Raw genomic sequence first — 18,839 nt, 5'->3', positions numbered from 1 at the left:
AGGTCACCATGCACTCCCAGATCCGTCGCCGATCAGCGGCGGTCGTCGCCGCGGTCGCCCTCCTCGCGGGGTGCGCGAGCACCGCGCCCGCCGCCGCGCCCGCCACTGGGCCCGCCACTGGCGCGCCTACCGCCGGCTCCCCGCAGGCGGAGACCGCCACCGTGCGGTACGCCGCGCCCGGCTCCCCCTCCAACGCCGTCACCGATCCGCACGGCCTGCTGCCCGGTGAGAGCGACGTGGTCAGAATGGCGCTGACCTACGACGTCCTCACCCTCCCCGGCACCGACGGCGTCACCAAGCCGCGCCTGGCGACCGCATGGCGGCCCGACGCCACCCTGACCAAGTGGCGGATCACCATCCGGGACGACGCGACGTTCTCCGACGGCCGGCCGGTCAAGGCGGCCGACGCGCTGTTCTCGCTGCGCCGGATGGGCGAGAAGGCGGCGGAGAACTTCGGCCGCATGGCCATGTTCGACCTCGACGCCTCCAAGGTGATCGACGACACCACCGTCGAGCTGGTGACCAGGAAGCCGTACGCCGAAGTGGGCAAGGCGCTGGAAGGCGCGACCTTCGTCGTGCCGGAGGGCAGCGCCGACTTCAGTAAGCCGGTCCCCGGCTCCGGCCCGTTCCGGCCGACCGGCAAGGGCGGGGCGCAGGCGGTGGTGTTCGAGCGGAACGACGACTGGTGGGGCCCCGAACCGCCGGCCAAGGTCATCGAGGTACGCGCCGTACCCGATCCGCAGGCCCGCGCCCAGGCGCTGCTGTCCGGCCAGGTCGACCTGGCCGGAGGGGTGCCCGCCACCCTGGTCAAGCAGCACGAGGGCGACACCGCGACGCGCGTCGTCCGCAGGCCGGGCGCGACCTTGTACCCGCTGGTCATGCGGATGGACACCAAGCCCTTCGACGACCGCAGGGTACGCGAGGCCGTACGGCTCGCTCTGGACCGCCGGCAGCTCCTGGACACCGTCTTCCTCGGATACGGCGAGCTCGGCAACGACCTGATCACCCCCAAGGACCCCTCCAGCCCGGCGAACCTGCCGCAGCGCACCCGCGACCTCACCCGCGCCAAGGCCCTCATGGCCGAGGCGGGCCTCGCCGGCGGCGTCGACCTGACGCTGCACAGCACCACCGCCTACCCGGGCATGGACAGCGCCGCCACGCTGATCGCCCAGCAGCTCGCCGAGATCGGAATCCGGGCGAAGGTACGCCTCGAACCGCCCGACACCTACTTCTCGGCGGTGTACGCCCAGAAGCCCTTCTACGTCAGCTACCTGGGCGGCATCCCGTTCCTCGACGTGGTCCGGGTGGCGCTCACGCCCGGTTCCCCCACCAACGAGACGGCGTGGAAGGACGCCGCCTGGTCCGCAGACCTGGACAAGGCCCTGGCCGAGCCGGACGACGCCGAGCGGCGCTCCCTGCTCGGTGACCTGCAAGCCCGGCTCCGCGACCAGGGCGGCTACGCGATCTGGGCGCTCAGCGACCGGCTCGACCTGGCCAGGGCCGAGCTGAGCGGCGTGCCCGAGGGGATCGGCTTCGCCTCGGCGTTCATCGACCAGGTGAGCCTGGACGGCTGACGTGCCACGGGTGCCGCGGCCGGTCGCCGTGCTGGCCAGGAGCGGGCTGCTGCTGGCCGCCGCCTCCGTAGTGATCTTCCTGTGCACGGCGGCGCTGCCCGGCGACGCGGCGGACACCCTCGTCGGCGGCCGGGCCACCGCGGCGGAGCTGGACCGGCTGCGGGCGGAGGCGGGACTCGACGATCCCCTGCATGTCCGCTACCTCGACTGGCTGACCGGCGGGCCCGGGATCTCGCTCATCACCGGGCGGCCGGTCGCCGAGGTGGTGGCCGAGCGGGCCGCCGTGACGCTCGCCCTGGCCGTCGCCGCGCTGGCGGTGGCCGTCCCCCTGACGGTGGTCCTGGCCTGGGCCGCCGTACGCGGTCCCCGGCGGCTGCGCCAGGTGGTGAACGCCGTGATCGTGTCCGGCGCCGCCCTGCCCCAGGCCGTGGTGGCCGCCGCGCTGGTCGCCTGGCTGTCGGCGGCGTGGGGGCTGTTCCCGCCGGTGTCGATGCTGCCCGTGGGCGAGCCGCCGTGGCATCGGCCGGATCTGCTGGCGCTTCCCGTGCTCACGCTCGCGCTGCCGACCGCCGCCTACGCCGCCGCCCTGCTCCGGGGGGCGATCGCGGACGTGGTGGACCGGCCGTACGTGCGGGACGCCGAACTGCGCGGCCTGTCACCGGGCGCGATCCTGTTCAGGTACGTGCTCCCGATGGTGGCCGCGCCCGCCGCCCGCCTGCTCGCGGTGAACCTCGGCGGGCTGGTGGCGGGCACCGCGGTGGCGGAGACCCTGTTCGGGCTGGCCGGGCTGGGGGAGCTGCTGGTCACGGCCATCTCGACGCGGGACGTGCCGGTCGTGCAGAGCGTTGCGCTGCTCGCCGCGGCGGTGGTGGTGGCCGGGCTCCTCGCCGCCGACCTGGTCGCTCCGCGCCGCCACCGGCAGGCGGCCCGCCCATGAAGCTGATTTTCGGTCTCGTCGCCGGGGCCGCGCTCCTGATGGCCCTCGGTGGCGAGATGCTGACCGGGCGCGATCCGATCGAACTCGCCGCGGTTCCGTGGGCCGAGCCCGCGCCCGGACTGCCGCTGGGCGCCGACGGGCTGGGCCGGGACGTGCTCGCCCGAGTGCTGGCGGGCGGCCGGGACCTGACCCTGACCGCGCTCGCCGCCGCCCTGATCGCGTCGGCGCTCGGGGTGGCGGGCGGGCTCTGGGCGGGATGGGACCGTGGCCGGGCCGGCCGGGCCGTCACCGGGGCCGCCGACCTGCTGCTGGCCCTGCCCCTCCTGCTGCTCGCGCTGCTCGCGGTGACCGCCCTGCCGGGGCCGGCCGCGGTGATCGTCGGCACCGTGCTCGGCGGGACACCGCTGACCCTGCGCGTGGTCGCCGACGCCACGGCCGGGGCCAGGCGGGCCGGATATGTCGAGGCGGCGCTGTCCCGTGGCGAGCGCGGACGCGCCGTACTGCTGCGTGAGGTCCTTCCGGCGCATGCCGGCCTCGTCGGCGCGGACCTCGGCCAGCGGCTGGTGCTGGCCGTGCAGCTCGCGGCGGCGCTCGGCGTCCTCGGCTTCGGACCGGCGCCTCCCGCGCCGGACTGGGCCGCCATGCTCCGCGAGAACCTCCAGGGCCTCGGGCTCAACCCCACGGCGACGATCGCCCCCGCCCTCGCCCTCGCCGCCCTGACCGGCAGCGTCGCGGCACTCTCCCACGCCCTCGCCACCCGGGAGGCCGCCTCGTGAGCGGGCTGACCGTACGCGGCCTCACCATCGCCGACCGGGCGGGAACGGTGATCGTCGACCGGCTGGACCTGCGCATCTCCCCCGGGGAGGTGCTCGCCCTGGTCGGCCCGTCCGGCACGGGCAAGACGACCATGCTGCGGGCCGTCCTGGGCGCGCTGCCCGACGGCCTGACTCGTACGGCGGGCGTCGTCGAGTGGCACGGCGCTCCTGTACGGGCTCCGCGTCGCTGGCGGCGGCGGACCGTCGGCTTCCTCGGCCAGGACCCGGCCTCCGCGCTCCATCCCCTGCTCGACGCGCGCTCAGCCGTGGGGGAGGCTCTGCCGAGAGCCGTCCGCGACAGCGCCGCGGACCGCGCGCTCGCCGAGGTCGGCCTGGATCCGGCCGCACTCGGCCGGCGCCGCCCGCACCAGCTCTCCGGCGGGCAGGCCCAACGGGTGGCGCTCGCCCGCGCCCTCGCCGCCGACCCGGAGCTGCTCATCCTCGACGAGCCCACCAGCGCCCTCGATCCCGCCGCACTCGCCCTGGTCCTGGAGCTGGTACGCCGTCGCCGCGGTGACGGCCGCTCCGTGACGCTCATCGTCTCGCACGACATGGGCGTGGTGACCGAGCTGGCCGACCACGTCGTACGGCTGCCTGACCAGGCCGTACGGCCGGCCGGGGTGGTGCGGTCGGATGAGCAGGTCGTACGGCTGCCCGGCCACGGGGGAGACGACGGTCGGGCCCGGATGCCGGGTGGTCCGGAGCGAGACGGTGTGGGGGTGCCTGGCCGGGTGGTGCTGGAGGTGGGTGGGCTGGAGGTCGCGCAGCCGCCCGGTGGTGCGCCGCTGCTGTCGGGCGTCGATCTCACGCTGTCGGCGGGGGAGGCCGTCGCCGTGCTGGGGCCGTCCGGCTGTGGCAAGAGCACGTTGCTGCGGGTGCTCGCCGGCCTGCATCCCGCCGAGCGGGGGCACGCGACCGTGCTCGGCGAACCGCTGCCCTGGGCGGTGGCGGAGCGAAGCCCGGCCGCACTCAGGGCGCTGGCCCTCGTCGGGCAAAACCCCCTCGACGCGTTGAACCCGGCGCGCACGGTGGGCGCCGCACTGCTGCGCCCCTCTCGCGCGCTGCACGGGCTCACGCGGCGGGAAGCACGGACGCGGGCGTTCGGGCTGCTGGCCGCGGTCGACCTACCGGCGGAGCTGGCACGCCGATACCCGGCGGCGCTGTCCGGCGGGCAGCGCCAGCGGGTCGCTCTCGCCAGGGCGCTCGCCGCAGGTCCCGCCGTGCTGCTGGCCGACGAGATCACCGCCGCGCTCGACGCCCGTACGGCCGGCCTGGTCCTGGACCTGATCGACGCCTTGCGCCGCGACACCGGACTCGCGGTCCTCTCCGTCACCCACGACCCGGCCGTGGCCGCCCGCGCCGACCGCGTGCTGCGGATCGAGGACGGCCGGTCGCACCACGTCCCTGCCCATGACGGCGCCCATATCCCTGCCCATGACGGTGCCCATCACGACGATCGGAGACCCTCTCTTGACGCCCTATGAATCCCTGCTCGCCCACCCATGGATCGCCCGGGTGGACCACACCGAGGACGGCGGGCTCGTCGTCACCGCGGATCCGGCGGCGCTGGCCGTCCGGCATGAGTCAGGACAGCCGCCCGTGCTGGGCGACCTGGTCGCCGAGCACCTGGAGCACTGGGGCGAGGTCTACGACTGGACCTACCGATCCGCGCAGGGCGGTCACCGGCCGGACCTCGACCTGTCGGGCTGGCGCGCCACCGACACGGGCGAGCCGCTGCCCGCCGAGCACATGGCCGAATGGGCCGACCGCACCGCCGAGCTGGTGCTGCGCCACCGGCCCTCCCGGGTGCTCGAACTCGGCTGCGGGACCGGAATGCTGCTGCACCGCCTGCACCCGCACCTCAAGGGGTATGTGGGCACGGACATCGCCGACCACGTCGTGTCCCGCCTGGACGGGCTCGCCCTGCCCGGCGTCACGGTGGTGCGGGCCGCCGCCCACGAGATCAACGGCGCCGCGGTCCGCGAGGCGCTGGCCGGCCTCGGCGAACGGCCCGACTGCGTGCTGCTCAACTCCGTCACCCAGTGCTTCCCGAGCGTGGAGTACCTGGCGGCCGTGCTGGGCGACGCCATCGACGCCGTCGCCCCGGGCGGAACCGTGATCGTCGGCGACGTACGCCACTCGGGTCTGCTCGACGAGCACTACCGCCGCCTGGACACGCCCGCCGAGCCCGCGTCCGCCGAGTCCGTGCCGGACGGCCGGGCCGCGCGGCGTACCGGGCCGCAGCAGGATGGACGGGCAGCGCAGCGTTCTCCGGCTGCCGACACCGAGCTGCTGTTCGACCCGGCGACCCTCGCCGCCTTGGCCGCGAACAGCACGCGGCGGGTCACCATCAGCCTCTTCGCCAAGACCCTCACCGCCGACACCGAGCTGACCCGCTACCGGTTCGATGCCGTTCTGCACGTCGATCCCCCGGCGAGTCCGGACGCCATCGTCCACGCGTGGGACAGCGTGGGGCCCGACGCCCTGGCGGGACTCGCACGGCAGGGCGGCCCCATCCGGGTGGTCGGCATCCCCAACGGCCTGCTTCGGCCCGCCGCCGGAGCTCCGACGGCGGCGAGCCTGCGTGCGGTGCTGGAGGGAACCGGCGGGGTGGTCCTCCTCGACCCGGACGACCCCATGCGGCTGCAGGTCGCGGTGCCGGCCACGGCCGCCGCCACGCCCGCCGACGCGCTGGCGGGCGTCGGCCGGCCGCACGAGCCGCTGGGCGCGTTCGCCCGGACCCGGCTCGCCGAGGTGACCCGCCGGCAGCTCAGGCGCGCGGGACTGCCCATCCCCGGCAAGCTGACCGCGCAGGTCCCGACCGGTGCGGGTCGGGATGCCGCCGCTCTGGCGCTGGACGCCGTGGACGCCGACGAAGCCGGGCACCTTGCCCTCACGCGCACCGGCGTCACCGCGTCCGCGCGCACCGCGTCCGCGCCCGCTGGCGTCGCTGCATCCGCGCGCAGCGGCGTCACTACGCTCGCCGACATCCCCGACGCCATCCGCCGGTTCGACGAGATCGCGCTGCGCGCGCTGGCCTCACTGGTCGGCGGGGTCCTGGCTTCCGGCGATGCCCTGACGGCCGACGAGATCGTCGCGGCACTCGGCGCGGCAGCCCGGCACGGCTGGATCGTCCGGCGCTGGCTGGAAGTGCTGCGGGCCGAAGGGCTCGTACGGGTGGACTCCGGCGGCCGGTTCCTCGGCGGCGAGGCTCCGGCGGGGGACGACAACGCCGAACGGGACCCTGCCCGCGCGACGCTCGGCTCGGCGGAGGGTGGCGCGGAGGGCGACAGCGCTGTGCTGGATCGCGCTTGCGCGACGCTCGGGTATCCGCCCGAGATGGCGGTCTTCTTCCGTACGGCTCTCGCTCGCCTTCCCGAGCTGCTGCGGGACGAGATCATGGCGCAGTCACTGCTGTTCCCCGACGGTGATCTGCTGACCTCGCTCAGCAAGGACCAGAAGAACGTGAGCAACACCTACCTGAACGCAGCCATGGGTCACGTCCTGGCGCGGGCGGCGGCCACCCGGGCGACGCCGCTGCGGGTCGTGGAGCTCGGGGCGGGCGCCGGGGGCAGCACCGATGCCGCGCTGGAGGGGCTCGGTGACACGGACGTGGACTACCTGTTCACCGACGTATCCAGATTTTTCACCATCACGGCAGAGGAGCGGTTCGGTGACCGGCTCCGGTACGGCCTGCTGGACATCAACGCCGACCTGGTCGCCCAGGGAGCGGTCCGGGGCGGCGCGGACGTGGTGATCGCCGCCAACGTCCTGCACTGCGCGCGGCACGGGGGACGGTCGCTGCGCTGGATGAGGGAGCTGCTGGCCCCCGGCGGGCTGGTCGTGGTGACCGAGGCGATCCGCGAGCACTACCTGGTCCTCGCCACCATGCAGTTCCTGCTGTCGCCGCGGGAGGGGGAGCCGGAGCTCGGCGCCGGTGACCGGCGCGGTGGTACGGGCCGGGTGTTCTTCACCGGCAGGGAGCTCACGGCCGAGCTGGCCGAGGCGGGCCTGCGCCCGATCCTGGAGCTGCCCGGGGCCGATTCCCCGCTCGCGGCGCCGGCCCAGCACCTGTTCGTCGCGGCCGGGCTCTGACGCGCTGGGTACGGCGGGCGGATCACCGCCCGCCGTACCCAGCGGGTCAGCCCAGGGCCACCGGCAGACCGGCCCGGAAGAGCTCCTGCTCCAGCCAGACCGCCGCGCGCACCCCGTCGGCGGCACTCGGCCCCACCAGCGTCACCGGTTCCGGCACCGCCTTCAGATGGGCCGCGTCCCCTGCCGCGTAGACGCCGTCGACGCTGGTCCTGCCGTACTCGTCCACCTCGACACAGCCGTCGGCCAGCAGCGCGCAACCGAGCTGGACGGCCGCCTCGGTGTTCGGCCGGGTGGGCGCCCGGTGATAGATCGCCTCGCGGGTCAGCGTGGTCCCGTCCGTGAAGCGCAGGGTCAGCGCGTCCAGCGCCCCTTCGATGCCCGCCAGCGGAGTTTCGATCACGCGGATGCCACCGGCCTTGACGACGGCGGCCACCGGTTCCGGCATGACGCTGGGACCGTTCGTGCACAACACCACGTCGTGGCTGTAACGGTCGGCCACGTACGCCGCGAGCATCGCGTCGGGGCCGTTGCCGATGACGGCGAGCACCTTCCCGTTCGTCTCGTAGCCGTGGCAGAAGGGACAGTGGAACACGCTCGCGCCCCACCGTTCGGCCAGGCCGGGAACGTCGGCGGGTTCGTCGGTCAGCCCACTGGCCAGCAGCAGCCGGGACGCCGCCACGCGATCCCCGTCGTCCAGGGTGATCGTGAAGTCTCCGGACCCGCCCTCCGCCGCGACCACGCGCCCCTGCCTGAACTCGACCGTCGGGTAGGCGGCCAGCTCCGCGCGGCCGTCGGCGAGCAGGCGAGCGGGGGAGCCGCCGTCCCGGCCCAGGTACATGTGCATCTCGGCGGCCGGCGCGTTGCGCGGACGCCCGGCGTCCACCACCAGAGCACGCCGCCGCTGCCGTCCCAGCACCAGCGCCGCGCTGAGCCCGGCGGGCCCGCCGCCGACCACGATCACCTCGTACATCACGCGTCTCCTCTGTCGACGGCGTACACGCCGGGCTCCACGAGGGCCGGCACGAGGCCGTGACCGTCGAGCTCCACCTTGAGCTGCTGCTCGCTGAGCACCCACCAGTCGTAAGCGACCTGCAGCTCGTCGGCGAGGCGGTCGTCGTGGTAGGTGCGGTAGGTCATGTGCCAGGTGATCCGGCCGGGTCCGGCCGGCTCGGCGCGGGCCCATCCTTCGTACCTGCGCCGGCCGATGCGTACGTCGGCCATCCGGGACTCCGGCACCGCGACCGGTTCGGCGGGTGGCTGGAGGTTCAGTACCGCCCGGCCGCCGGGGGCGAGCCGCTCGCCGAGGAGGGCCCAGATCTCCTGCCGGGCGGCCGGGTCGAAGTGGCCGATGACGTTCATGGCGACGACGGCGCCCAGCCGCTGCGGCAGTTTCGCCTCCAGGAGACCCTCCGGCAGGACGGTCACCCGGTCACGCAGCTCCGCGCTCTCGTGCACGCGGGTCAGCAGCACGGACCGTAACGCCGGTGAGGGCTCGACGGCCACGATCTCGGCGGCGGGCACGGCCTCCGCGATCACTCGCGTGCCGTGCCCGCCCCCGGCGCCCACGTCCACGACCGGGCCGGTCACCCCGCGCAGCGCCTTCGCCAGCGGCGGGCCCAGCGCCGCCCAGTGCGGCGCGATCATCACATCGACGAACTCCGCTGATCGCTCGTATTGGTCGGCCATCCCACTCTCTCGTCTTAAAGTGATAATCATAACCATTTTGAGACTAAAGAGAAGAAGGGGAGATCGTCAAGGGCTCAGGGGGTCACCGCCATCCGTCGAAGAAGTCCGCCGGGAGGTCCGGCAGCGCACCGCGGGGCTGTGACGGGGGCGGGTCAGTCGTGCCGGGGGATGCCGGAGACCTCATGGTCGGCGTGGGAAAGGGCCTCGTTGATCACGGCTCGGACGTGCGCGTCCCTGGCCCGGTACAGCACCCGGCGGCCCTCGCGGCGGGTCTGCACCAGTCCGGCGAGTCTCAGCTTGGCCAGATGCTGGGAGACCGAGGGGCGGGCCGTCCCGATCGCCGTGGCGAGGGAGCTGACGTCGTACTCGCCGGTGGACAGCAGCCACATCAGCCGCAGCCGGGTGGCGTCGCTGAGCATGCGGAAGGCGTCGACAGCGGTCTGTACCTGCGCGCTTGTCGGTTGCTCCTGCGAAGGGGTCGTACCTGATTCGTTGTCGCGTGCGTACATGACTACATATAATCCACCCAAAGAGGTCAGCGGCAAGCGAGGCACACCGAATGGCGCATCAGGATCCTCCACGACACGGCCACGGACACGGACATCAACACAGCCACGGGCTCAGGCGGCTGCTGGCGAGGGTCGGCCACGCCATCACCCCGCACAGTCATGACAGTGCCGACAAGACCGACACCGCGTTGGAGTCCAGCAGCCGTGGCATGCGGGTGCTGGCCATCTCGTTCGCCGTGCTCATGGTGACCGCCGTGGCCCAGGCGGCCGTCGTGGCCGTGTCCGGCTCGGTGGCGCTGCTCGGCGACACCCTGCACAACTTCGCCGACGCGCTGACGGCCGTCCCTCTGGCCATCGCCTTCTCGCTCGGCCGGCGGGCGGCCACCCGCCGGTTCACCTACGGCTACGGCAGGGCCGAGGACCTGGCCGGGGTCGTCATCGTGCTCTTGATCGCCGCTTCGGCGGGCCTGGCCGGCTACGAGGCCGTACAACGGCTGATCGACCCGGAGGACATCCGGGCGCTCGGCCTGGTGGCCGCGGCCGGGGTGATCGGTTTCCTCGGTAACGAGTGGGTGGCCCGCTATCGGATCAGGGTGGGGCGCGAGATCGGCTCGGCCGCGCTGGTGGCCGACGGCCTGCACGCCAGGACCGATGGGTTCACCTCGCTGGCTGTGCTGCTGAGCGCCGGGGGCGCCGCGCTCGGGCTCCCGCTCACCGACCCGATCGTGGGCCTGCTGATCACGGTCGCCATCCTGTTCGTGCTGCGCGACGCCGCCCGGGAGATCTACCACCGGCTCATGGACGCGGTGGACCCCAAGCTGATCGCGCAGGCCGAACGCATCCTGGCCGGCGTGCCCGGGGTCGAGCGCGTCGGGGCGGTCAGGTTGCGCTGGATCGGTCACACGCTGCGCGCCGAGGTCGAGATAGCGGTACGGCACGACATGTCGCTCATCGAAGCGCACGCGGTGGCGGTGGCGGCCGAGCATCGGCTGATCCACGATCTGCCGCGACTGCGGGCCGCCACGGTGCACGCGGACCCCGACGGCCCGGCCGGCGCCGATCACCACGCCGTTCTGTTCACCCACCGGTAGCCGGGCGCCCGGGTGTCACACCTGGGCCAGGACCGCCTCCACGCCGGGAGCCACCGCCGTGCGAAAGGCCAGGTCCAGCTCGGCCGGGGTGGCGGTGATCTCCCCGTCCGCCCATCGGGTCAGTAAGGCCATGAGCGCCCCGACGACACAGGTCACCACGAGGTCGAGCGAGGTCGACGCACGCGCGCCCCGTGCGAGCAGTTCGTCACGGACGAGGGCGTGCAGCAGGCGCTCGCCGTGGGCCATCACCGCCCGGCCGCTGCGCCGCCCGATCAACGCCCGCACCAGCCTGCGCTGCTCCCGCACATGCTCGAACATCGCCGGGCTGAAGGCGAACAGCGGGCCGTCGGCGCTCGCCGCGGGGCGCAGAAAGGTGATCTCGTCCAGGTTGGCGAACAGCACCTCCTGCTTGCCGTCGAAGTGCGCGTAGAAGGTCGAGCGGCCGACGTCGGCCCGGTCGATGAGGTCGGTGACGGTCACCGACTCGTAGCCCTTCTCCAGGATCAGCTCCACCAGGGCACGCTTGATCGCCTGCCGGGTGCGCCGCACCCGCCTGTCCACGTTTCCGGGCAATGCGCCGCTCCCTGTTCGGTAACGCACAGCGGGTCGGAACTGCTGATTGATCCTGGCGAACACACCATACATAACTGAACAGAGTGTTCCGGAAAAGGAGATGCGATGGGACTGGGCAGACTGCTGCACGATCATGCCGAGCACGCCGACGAGGGAGGGACGATCGATCGCCCTCGCCTCTACGAGTTCGCGGCCGAGGCCGGATTCTTCGGACGGCGGCGCGAGATCTTCACCCGGATGGCCGCCCTGTCCGGAGCCCGGCCGGGTGACCGGGTGCTCGACGTCGGCTGCGGCACCGGCTACCTCACCCGGATCCTGGCCCCTCTCATCGGCCCGGCCGGGCAGGTGACCGGCGTCGACCCGTCGGCGCCCGTGATCGACTACGCCCGGCGCCGCGCCCCGGGCAACTGCACCTACCAGGTAGGCGCGGGCCAGGCGCTCGATCTTCCTGACGCCGGCTACGACGTGGTGGTCTCCAGCCTGGCCGTCCACCACATGCCGGCGGCCGAGCGCGGCACCGCCGTGCGGGAGATGTTCCGGGTGCTCCGGCCGGGCGGCCGGCTGCTGATCGCCGAGTTCCGGCCGCCGGCCCAGCCGCTGCTCGCCCACCTGGTCGCGATGCTGGCGGGCCCGGCGATGCGGCACAGCCCGCAAGAGCTGCTCGGCGACCTGCTCCCGCAGGCCGGGTTCCAGGTAGAGGACGAGGGCGACCTGCCGGTCATGCTCTCCTACGTACGGTGCTCGCGCCCTGCCTCTTGATCAGCCCTACCGGCGTTGATGGGAAGCTGGCAGTCCACACCCCTGATGGGAAAGGGACCGAGGCATCATGTCGCGCACCATCACCTTGATCCGCTCAGCCTCTCTGTCCGCCGCCGAGTACGCCTACGCGGCCACGGCGCCTGCCGAGTCGCGGCTCATCTTCCTCGCCGGCGCGTGCCCGCTGAACGAGGACGGCTCGACGGCGGCGGTCGGGGACTACGCGGGTCAGGCCGCCAAGGCCGTCGAGAACATGCGGGTGGCCCTCGCCGACGCGGGCGCATCGCTGCCGGACGTCATCAGCACGAGGGTGCTCGTCGCGTCCACCCGGCGCGAGGACCTGGTGGCCGCCTGGGAGGTGGTCCGGGATTCGTTCGGTGAGCATGACGTACCGAGCACTCTGCTGGGCGTCACCGTGCTCGGCTACGACGACCAGCTCGTCGAGATCGAGGCCGTCGCCGCGGTGCTCGACTCCTGAGCCGCCCTGTGGGTCGTCACAATGAACGGCCCCTCAGCGTTGGTGCGCGGGCCTAAGACACGCGTTGAGCGCTCTGGCAGCCTCGATCTCAGCGGTTGAACGACATTCATCGGCATCGACGGTGAGCCGTTCAGCCAGAGGGAGTGATCGTGGGCTTCGGCGAGCAGCGTGCGGGCGGTGGCGGTTGGCCTCGCCCCGTGGTCCCCCGGGTCGGGGCTCGGCTCAGTTACGGCCTGCACCGTGTCCTCGCCGCCAACCCCCTGTACCGGAGGCTCGCGGCCTGGCTCGAACGCAGGCGGCCGGCCTACCGGTGGTTCACCCGGGTGGAGCGGGTGGCGAAGGAGCAGCTGTACGGATGCCGCATGTGCGGCCAGTGCGCGCTGCCCGACACCGGCTACACCTGCCCGATGACCTGCCCGAAGCAGCTGCGCAACGGCCCCTGCGGCGGCGTGGCGGCCGACGGCCGCTGTGAGGTGCATCCCGATCTGGTCTGCGTCTGGGTGACCGCGATCGAGCGGGCCCAGGGCGCGGGGCACGGCGCCGACCTCGATCTGCTGCAGCGCCCGGTCGATCACCGCGAATGGGACCGCAGCTCGTGGGTGAACTACTGGCAGGGGCGTGACGACGGGCTGGGGGTGGCGTACGGCGAGGACGATCCCCGCCCGTTGCTGCGACGCGAGCTGGGGTTGAGTCCGCGATGAACGGGCTGCGTGCCGCGTTCGAGGCCGGCAGGTTCGCCGTCACCGCCGAGATCGGGCCGCCCAGAGGGGCCGACGCGGAGGCGGTCACGCGTAAGGCGGACCTGCTGCGCGGCTGGGTCGACGCCGCGAACGTCACCGACAACCAGGGGGCGAACGTCCGGATGTCGAGCCTGGCCGGCAGCCTGCTCGCCCAGCGCGCCGGCGTCGAGCCGGTGATGCAGCTGACCTGCCGCGACCGTAACCGCATGGCCCTGCAGTCGGACCTGCTCGCGGCGGGCGCCCTCGGCATCCCGAACGTGCTGCTGCTGACCGGCGACCATCCCCGGTTCGGCGACCATCCCGAGGCCAAGCCGGTCTTCGATCTCGACGGGGTGCAGCTCGTCTGGACCGCGCGCACCCTGCGGGACGACGGCGTGCTCATCTCCGGCAAGGCCGTCTCCGCCCGCCCGGCCTGGCTGATCGGCACGGTGGAGAACCCGTTCGCGCCTCCGCTGAAGTTCCGGGCCCGCCGGCTGGCGAAGAAGGTGAGCGCGGGCGCGGAGTTCGTCCAGACGCAGTACGTGTTCGACTTCGAGGTGTTCGAGCGCTGGATGGCGGGCCTGCGGGATCTCGGCGTGACCGACCACTGCAAGGTCATCGCCGGCGTCGGCCCCATCCGCTCGCTGCGTGCCCTGGAGTACATGCGCACCGCCGTGCCCGGCGTGCACGTTCCCGACGAGGTCGACCGGAGGTTGCGCGGGGTCCCCGCCGACCGGGTCGCCGAGGAGGGGATCCAGATGTGCGTGGAGGCCGTGCAGCGGCTCGCCACGATCCCCGGTGTCGCGGGCGTCCATCTCATGGCGCTCGGCTTCGAGCACGGCGTGCCCGACATCCTGCGGCGGGCCGGCATCCCCCGGCCGCCGGCCGCGCTTCCCGACCACAACCGCCACCACCCCATGGAGGGCATCGGTCATGCTCGTTGACTTCCGGCCCCACGCCAAACTCAGCGGTACGAGTCCCCTGGACCTCATGACCTCGCTCGCGCCCGTCGTCGAGGCGTTGCGGGAGGTCTCCACGGACCTCGGCAAGGTCCGGCTCGTGTGCGACTGGGTCCAGTACAAGTCGAACTTCCGCGAGGTGGTCGACGTCAGGCCGATCCTGCTGTGCCCCCAACTGAGCGCGGGACCCGGCCCCGCCATCGTGCCCCTGGGCGTCCGGGACGACGCCATCGAGATCGCGGTCGACGTACGACGCAGTGCCGGCATGTCCCTTGAGGAGGTCACCGCCGCCCTGCGGCGGGAGCGGGACAGCGGCCGGGTCCCGCTGGAGGACTGGGGGCCGGGCAGCGGCAGCTGCGTCTGGGAGTTCAACGCCCGCTACTGGAAGGACCTGGACCTCTGGGAGAAGTCCACCGGCCGGGGATACGAGCAGGCGCTGCCGGGCGGGGAGAGCGACGCGAACAACCACGACGCCGCGCGGGACGTGATCCGTGACCTCTTCGAGGTCTGGGACGCGCTGGCCGACGGCGACGCCCTGCCCGAGGAGCTCTACGTCGTCGAGCTCGGGGTGGGCAACGGCAGCCAGGCGAAGGTCTTCCTGGACGAGTTCCGCGCCCTCGACGCCGAGCACGGGCGCGACTACTACCGGCGCCTGCACTACATGATGTGCGACTACTCCCAGCATGTGCTCGACCTGGCCCGCGAGGCGGTGGGCGAGCACCGGGCGCGGATCAGCTCGTTCGCGCTGGACGCCACGGCGCCGTGCACCTCGCTCGGCTTCCTGAAGTACAAGGTCTTCCTCGTCTACGTCTCCAACGTCTACGACAACCTGCCGACCGACGAGGTCGCCCAGCTGGGCGGGCGGACCTACTGCGTGCAGGTCCGCGCCTACCTCGACGACGCCGGCGTGGCCGGGCTCGCCGAGTCGGCAGGGGTCACGGTGGCCGAGCTGCCGGCTCTGGTGCACAAGCTGCTGCGGCTCGGGCCGGGGCTGCTGGCCGAGGCCGATCCGGCCCGGTTCGCCGACGTGGACGCCGCCGTCGCCTTCTGGCGGGCGGTGTGGGACCTGGTCAGGCTGGAGGAGAGGTACGTCCCGCTGGCCGGGCTCGACCTCTACGCCCTCGCGCCGGAGATGAGCGGGGAGCTGCTGCGGCCGCTGCTCGAATCCGGCGCCGACATCCGCATGCACGTCAACAACGGGGCGGTGGCGAGCTTCGCCGACAGCCTGAGACTGCTGCATCCGTTCGGCAGGCTCGTCTGCCATGACCTGTTCGTCACCGACGTGCAGGCGTACCGGACCAACTTCCGGGGCCCCGGCAAATACGAGGGGTCCGTCGTCAACTGGGTGAACGGACCGCTGCTGGCGCACGTGGGCCGGCGCAACGGCTTCGACGTGCACTACGCGCCCTTCGCCCACCGGGTGGGCGGGAACATCATCACGATGACGGCGCAGGTGAGGGACTGATGTCCGACCTGATGAGCGGGCTGCCGCTGCTCCCCACCAGCGTCGTCGGCTCCTACCCCGTCCCGGAGTGGATGGAACGATTGAAGACCGACTACTACCGCGGCCGGATGAGCTACGCGCAGCTCCGGGACCTGCACGACATGGCGATCAAGGCGGCGCTCCGGGACCAGGAGCTGGCCGGCATCGACATCGTGTCCGACGGCGAGCTGCGCCGCGACAACGACATCGACTACTTCCTCGCCAGGATGCCGGGCATCGACATCCCGCAGACGTCGAAGGACTTCTACTTCGACTACTACGACGCCAGGGTCACCGAGCGGCTGCCGGTCACGGACACGGCGCCGCTGATGCTGGCCGACGACTTCTCCTTCACCGCCGAGCAGACCTCGGACCCGGTCAAGTTCTCCTTCACCGGGCCGTTCTCGCTGTCGCGGCGGGTGCGGAACGAGGCGTACGACGACCCCGCCGAGCTCGTGCTGGCCATCGCGCGCGTGCTCAACGCCGAGGCGCGCGCCCTGGCCGCGCGCGGTGCGCGGCTGCTGCAGATCGACGAGCCCTTCCTGGCCGGCTACCCCGGCGAGGTGGAGACGGCGATCAAGGCCGTCAACATCGTCACCGAGGGCGTCGACGTCACCTGGGCGCTGCACGTCTGTTACGGCAACCGCTACGCGCGCCCCTCGTGGGAGGGGCACTACGACTTCCTGTTCCCCGCCGTGCTCGACGCCGAGGTGGACCAGCTCGTCCTGGAGTTCGCGCGCAAGGGCTACGCGGATCTGCCGGTGATCGACAAGTTCGGCTGGGACCGCACGATCGGGCTCGGCGTCATCGACGTCAAGTCCTCCGACGTGGAGACCCCCGAGGCGGTCGCGGCCAGGATCCGCAGCGCGCTCGGCCTCGTCCCGGCCGAACGGCTGGTCATCAACCCCGACTGCGGGCTGCGTAACGTCTCCGCGCCCGTCGCCAGGGCCAAGCTCGCGGCCATGGTCGCCGGAGCCGCCGCCGTGCGGTCCGAGCTGACCGGCGCCCGCCCCCTGAACCCGCTCAACCCATCGCACGAGGAGCCTGCGCAATGACCGACGACGACTACGTGTTCACCTCAGAGTCCGTGACCGAGGGCCACCCCGACAAGATCGCCGACGCGATCTCGGACGCCGTGCTGGACGCGGCCCTGACCCTCGATCCCTACTCCCGGGTCGCCTGCGAGACCCTGATCACCACCGGCATGGTCGTCCTGGCAGGGGAGATCACCACGCCGAAGCTGCTCGACTACACGCAGATCGTCCGGGACACCGTCAACAGGATCGGCTACGACGACGGCGCCTACGGCTTCGACGGTCACTCGTGTGCCGTCCTCGTGGCGCTCGACAAGCAGTCACCCGACATCGCGCAGGGCGTCGACCTGGCGCACGAGCATCGCAGCGACCGCTCGGGCGACGAGTTCGACCGCGCCGGGGCCGGTGACCAGGGCATGATGTTCGGCTACGCCACCGACGAGACGCCCGAGCTCATGCCGATGCCGATCGCGCTGGCGCACCGTCTGTCCCGCAGGCTCGCCGCCGTGCGCAAGGACGGGACGCTCGGCTACCTGCGCCCGGACGGCAAGACCCAGGTGTCGGTGCGCTACCAGGGTGACGTCCCGGTCGCCGTGGAGCAGGTGCTGATCTCGACCCAGCACGCCGAGGAGGCGACGCTGGAGCGGATCCGCGAGGACCTCTGGCGGCACGTCGTCGTCCCGGAGCTGCCGGCCGAGCTGTACGACGCCGACGCGCTGCACCGCAGCCTGCTGGTCAACCCCACCGGCAGGTTCGTGATCGGCGGCCCGGTGGGTGACGCCGGACTCACCGGACGCAAGATCATCGTGGACACCTACGGCGGATTCGCCCGGCACGGCGGCGGCGCCTTCTCCGGCAAGGACCCCTCCAAGGTCGACAGGTCCGCCGCCTACGCGGCGCGTCACGTCGCCAAGAACGTGGTCGCCGCCGGCCTCGCCCGCCGGGTGGAGGTGCAGGTCGCGTACGCCATCGGGGTGGCCAGGCCGGTCTCGGTGCTGGTCGAGACGTTCGGCACCGAGCGGGTGAGCCGGTCGCTGATCCGGTCGCTGGTGGCCGAGCACTTCGACCTGCGCCCCGCCGCGTTCCGCAAGTATCTCGGACTGCACAGCCCCATCTACAGCCAGACCGCCGCCTACGGACACTTCGGGCGTACGGACCTAGACCTGCCGTGGGAGCGGACCGATCGGGCCGACGTGCTCCGCCGGGCGGCCGCGCTGTCCGCCGACGCCGTCCCCGCCACGCTGTGACCGGAACGGCCTCCGACGTCGGCCGGCTGGTCGTGTCCTGCACCGACCGGCCGGGCATCGTCGCCTGCGTCTCGTCGTTCCTGTATCGGCGTGGAGCCAACATCGTGCAGTCCGACCAGGACTCCACCGGGCCCGCCGGCGGCCGGTTCTTCCTGCGCGTCGTGTTCCACCTGCCCGGACTGGACAAGGAGCTGCCCCGGCTGGAGCGCGAGTTCCGGGAGGAGGTCGCGGTCCGCCTCGGCGCGGACTTCCGCTTCCGCGCCGCCTCCGCGCCGACCCGGGTGGCGCTCTTCGTGTCGCGGTACGACCACTGCCTGCTGGATCTGCTGTGGCGGGCCCGCCGGGGTGAGTTGCCCATCGAGGTGTGCCAGGTGGTCTCCAACCATCCGGACCTCGCCGCCGAGGTGGCCGCGTTCGGGGTGCCGTTCGAGCACGTCCCGGTGACCAGGGCGACCAAACCGGAGGCCGAGCGGCGCCAGCTCGACCTCCTGCGGGGCCGGGTCGACCTGCTCGTCCTGGCCCGCTACATGCAGGTCCTCTCGGGCGACTTCCTGGACCGGATCGGCGTACCGGTGATCAACATCCACCATTCCTTCCTGCCCGCCTTCGCCGGCGCCGGGCCGTACGAGCAGGCGAAGGAGCGTGGCGTGAAGCTCATCGGCGCGAGCGCGCACTACGCCACCGAGGAGCTCGACGAGGGACCGATCATCGAGCAGGACGTCGTCCGGGTCTCGCACCGCGCGAGCGTGCGCGAGCTGACGCGGCGCGGCGCCGACATCGAGCGGACCGTGCTGGCCAGAGCCGTGGCCTGGCACTGCGAGGACCGCGTCCTGGTGAACGGCCGCACCACGATCATCTTCTGACCACATCCACTGAGGAGTAA

Annotated in this window: 18 protein-coding genes; 14 read left to right on the top strand and 4 right to left on the bottom strand. The window is 72.7% G+C overall.

Features of this window, described 5'->3' with window-relative positions:
• Positions 1–8: 8 nt before the first annotated feature.
• Genes ACTMTF_RS17690 through ACTMTF_RS17670 form a run of 5 tightly spaced genes read left to right on the top strand, consistent with a single transcriptional unit; the run spans position 9 to position 7,421 of the window.
• The gene (locus ACTMTF_RS17690; protein WP_441111652.1) at positions 9–1,574 is read left to right on the top strand and encodes an ABC transporter substrate-binding protein; all 1,566 of its coding nucleotides are present in this window, start codon (positions 9–11) and stop codon (positions 1,572–1,574) included.
• A gap of 1 nt (position 1,575) precedes the next feature.
• Positions 1,576–2,511 carry an ABC transporter permease gene (locus tag ACTMTF_RS17685; protein ID WP_441111651.1) on the top strand — a complete coding sequence of 312 codons (936 nt, stop codon included), beginning with the start codon at positions 1,576–1,578 and terminating at the stop codon, positions 2,509–2,511.
• Positions 2,508–3,287 carry an ABC transporter permease subunit gene (locus tag ACTMTF_RS17680; RefSeq protein ID WP_441111650.1) on the top strand — a complete coding sequence of 260 codons (780 nt, stop codon included), beginning with the start codon at positions 2,508–2,510 and terminating at the stop codon, positions 3,285–3,287. Before ACTMTF_RS17685 ends, ACTMTF_RS17680 begins: the two co-directional genes overlap by 4 nt.
• Positions 3,284–4,810, top strand: coding sequence for an ABC transporter ATP-binding protein (locus ACTMTF_RS17675; RefSeq protein WP_441111649.1), 1,527 nt, complete (start codon positions 3,284–3,286; stop codon positions 4,808–4,810). The genes ACTMTF_RS17680 and ACTMTF_RS17675 overlap by 4 nt, the downstream gene beginning before the upstream one ends.
• Positions 4,797–7,421 carry a methyltransferase gene (locus tag ACTMTF_RS17670; protein WP_441111648.1) on the top strand — a complete coding sequence of 875 codons (2,625 nt, stop codon included), beginning with the start codon at positions 4,797–4,799 and terminating at the stop codon, positions 7,419–7,421. The genes ACTMTF_RS17675 and ACTMTF_RS17670 overlap by 14 nt, the downstream gene beginning before the upstream one ends.
• Before the next feature lie 46 nt (positions 7,422–7,467).
• Here ACTMTF_RS17670 and ACTMTF_RS17665 read toward each other — a convergent pair whose 3' ends face one another.
• From ACTMTF_RS17665 to ACTMTF_RS17655, 3 genes are all read right to left on the bottom strand, one after another.
• Positions 7,468–8,391: an NAD(P)/FAD-dependent oxidoreductase gene (locus tag ACTMTF_RS17665; RefSeq protein ID WP_441111647.1), complete on the bottom strand. Its 924-nt coding sequence runs from the start codon at positions 8,389–8,391 to the stop codon at positions 7,468–7,470.
• Positions 8,391–9,107 (bottom strand): class I SAM-dependent methyltransferase, encoded by a 717-nt coding sequence (locus ACTMTF_RS17660; protein ID WP_441111646.1) that lies wholly within the window; start codon positions 9,105–9,107, stop codon positions 8,391–8,393. Before ACTMTF_RS17660 ends, ACTMTF_RS17665 begins: the two co-directional genes overlap by 1 nt.
• 152 nt (positions 9,108–9,259) lie before the next feature.
• Positions 9,260–9,616, bottom strand: a complete 357-nt coding sequence (locus tag ACTMTF_RS17655; protein WP_441111645.1) for an ArsR/SmtB family transcription factor — start codon at positions 9,614–9,616, stop codon at positions 9,260–9,262.
• A gap of 50 nt (positions 9,617–9,666) precedes the next feature.
• On the opposite strand from ACTMTF_RS17655, the gene ACTMTF_RS17650 reads away from it, so the two are divergent.
• Complete coding sequence (locus tag ACTMTF_RS17650) at positions 9,667–10,707, top strand: cation diffusion facilitator family transporter (protein ID WP_441111644.1); 1,041 nt, start codon at positions 9,667–9,669, stop codon at positions 10,705–10,707.
• Between the two features lie 15 nt (positions 10,708–10,722).
• Here the strand turns inward: ACTMTF_RS17650 and ACTMTF_RS17645 are convergent, their stop codons facing one another.
• Positions 10,723–11,280 carry a TetR/AcrR family transcriptional regulator gene (locus ACTMTF_RS17645; RefSeq protein ID WP_441111643.1) on the bottom strand — a complete coding sequence of 186 codons (558 nt, stop codon included), beginning with the start codon at positions 11,278–11,280 and terminating at the stop codon, positions 10,723–10,725.
• 105 nt (positions 11,281–11,385) lie between these two features.
• Between ACTMTF_RS17645 and ACTMTF_RS17640 the strand changes: the two genes are divergently transcribed.
• The 8 genes from ACTMTF_RS17640 (at position 11,386) to purU (ending at position 18,819) form a co-directional block, all read left to right on the top strand.
• On the top strand, positions 11,386–12,039 hold the full coding sequence (locus ACTMTF_RS17640; protein WP_441111642.1) for a class I SAM-dependent methyltransferase: 654 nt from the start codon (positions 11,386–11,388) through the stop codon (positions 12,037–12,039).
• A gap of 67 nt (positions 12,040–12,106) precedes the next feature.
• Complete coding sequence (locus ACTMTF_RS17635) at positions 12,107–12,514, top strand: RidA family protein (protein ID WP_441111641.1); 408 nt, start codon at positions 12,107–12,109, stop codon at positions 12,512–12,514.
• Between the two features lie 149 nt (positions 12,515–12,663).
• The gene (locus ACTMTF_RS17630) at positions 12,664–13,215 is read left to right on the top strand and encodes a methylenetetrahydrofolate reductase C-terminal domain-containing protein (protein ID WP_441111640.1); all 552 of its coding nucleotides are present in this window, start codon (positions 12,664–12,666) and stop codon (positions 13,213–13,215) included.
• On the top strand, positions 13,212–14,177 hold the full coding sequence (locus ACTMTF_RS17625) for a methylenetetrahydrofolate reductase (RefSeq protein ID WP_441111639.1): 966 nt from the start codon (positions 13,212–13,214) through the stop codon (positions 14,175–14,177). Before ACTMTF_RS17630 ends, ACTMTF_RS17625 begins: the two co-directional genes overlap by 4 nt.
• Positions 14,167–15,657 carry a hypothetical protein gene (locus tag ACTMTF_RS17620; protein WP_441111638.1) on the top strand — a complete coding sequence of 497 codons (1,491 nt, stop codon included), beginning with the start codon at positions 14,167–14,169 and terminating at the stop codon, positions 15,655–15,657. The genes ACTMTF_RS17625 and ACTMTF_RS17620 overlap by 11 nt, the downstream gene beginning before the upstream one ends.
• Positions 15,657–16,730, top strand: a complete 1,074-nt coding sequence (locus tag ACTMTF_RS17615) for a hypothetical protein (protein WP_441111637.1) — start codon at positions 15,657–15,659, stop codon at positions 16,728–16,730. Before ACTMTF_RS17620 ends, ACTMTF_RS17615 begins: the two co-directional genes overlap by 1 nt.
• On the top strand, positions 16,727–17,956 hold the full coding sequence (gene metK, locus ACTMTF_RS17610; RefSeq protein ID WP_441111636.1) for a methionine adenosyltransferase: 1,230 nt from the start codon (positions 16,727–16,729) through the stop codon (positions 17,954–17,956). The genes ACTMTF_RS17615 and metK overlap by 4 nt, the downstream gene beginning before the upstream one ends.
• On the top strand, positions 17,953–18,819 hold the full coding sequence (purU, locus tag ACTMTF_RS17605; RefSeq protein WP_441111635.1) for a formyltetrahydrofolate deformylase: 867 nt from the start codon (positions 17,953–17,955) through the stop codon (positions 18,817–18,819). The genes metK and purU overlap by 4 nt, the downstream gene beginning before the upstream one ends.
• Positions 18,820–18,839: the final 20 nt, after the last annotated feature.

The sequence above is a fragment of the Nonomuraea sp. ZG12 genome (assembly GCF_052068115.1).
Classification (GTDB): Bacteria; Actinomycetota; Actinomycetes; order Streptosporangiales; family Streptosporangiaceae; genus Nonomuraea.
This window is presented reverse-complemented; position numbering and strand designations above follow the sequence as displayed.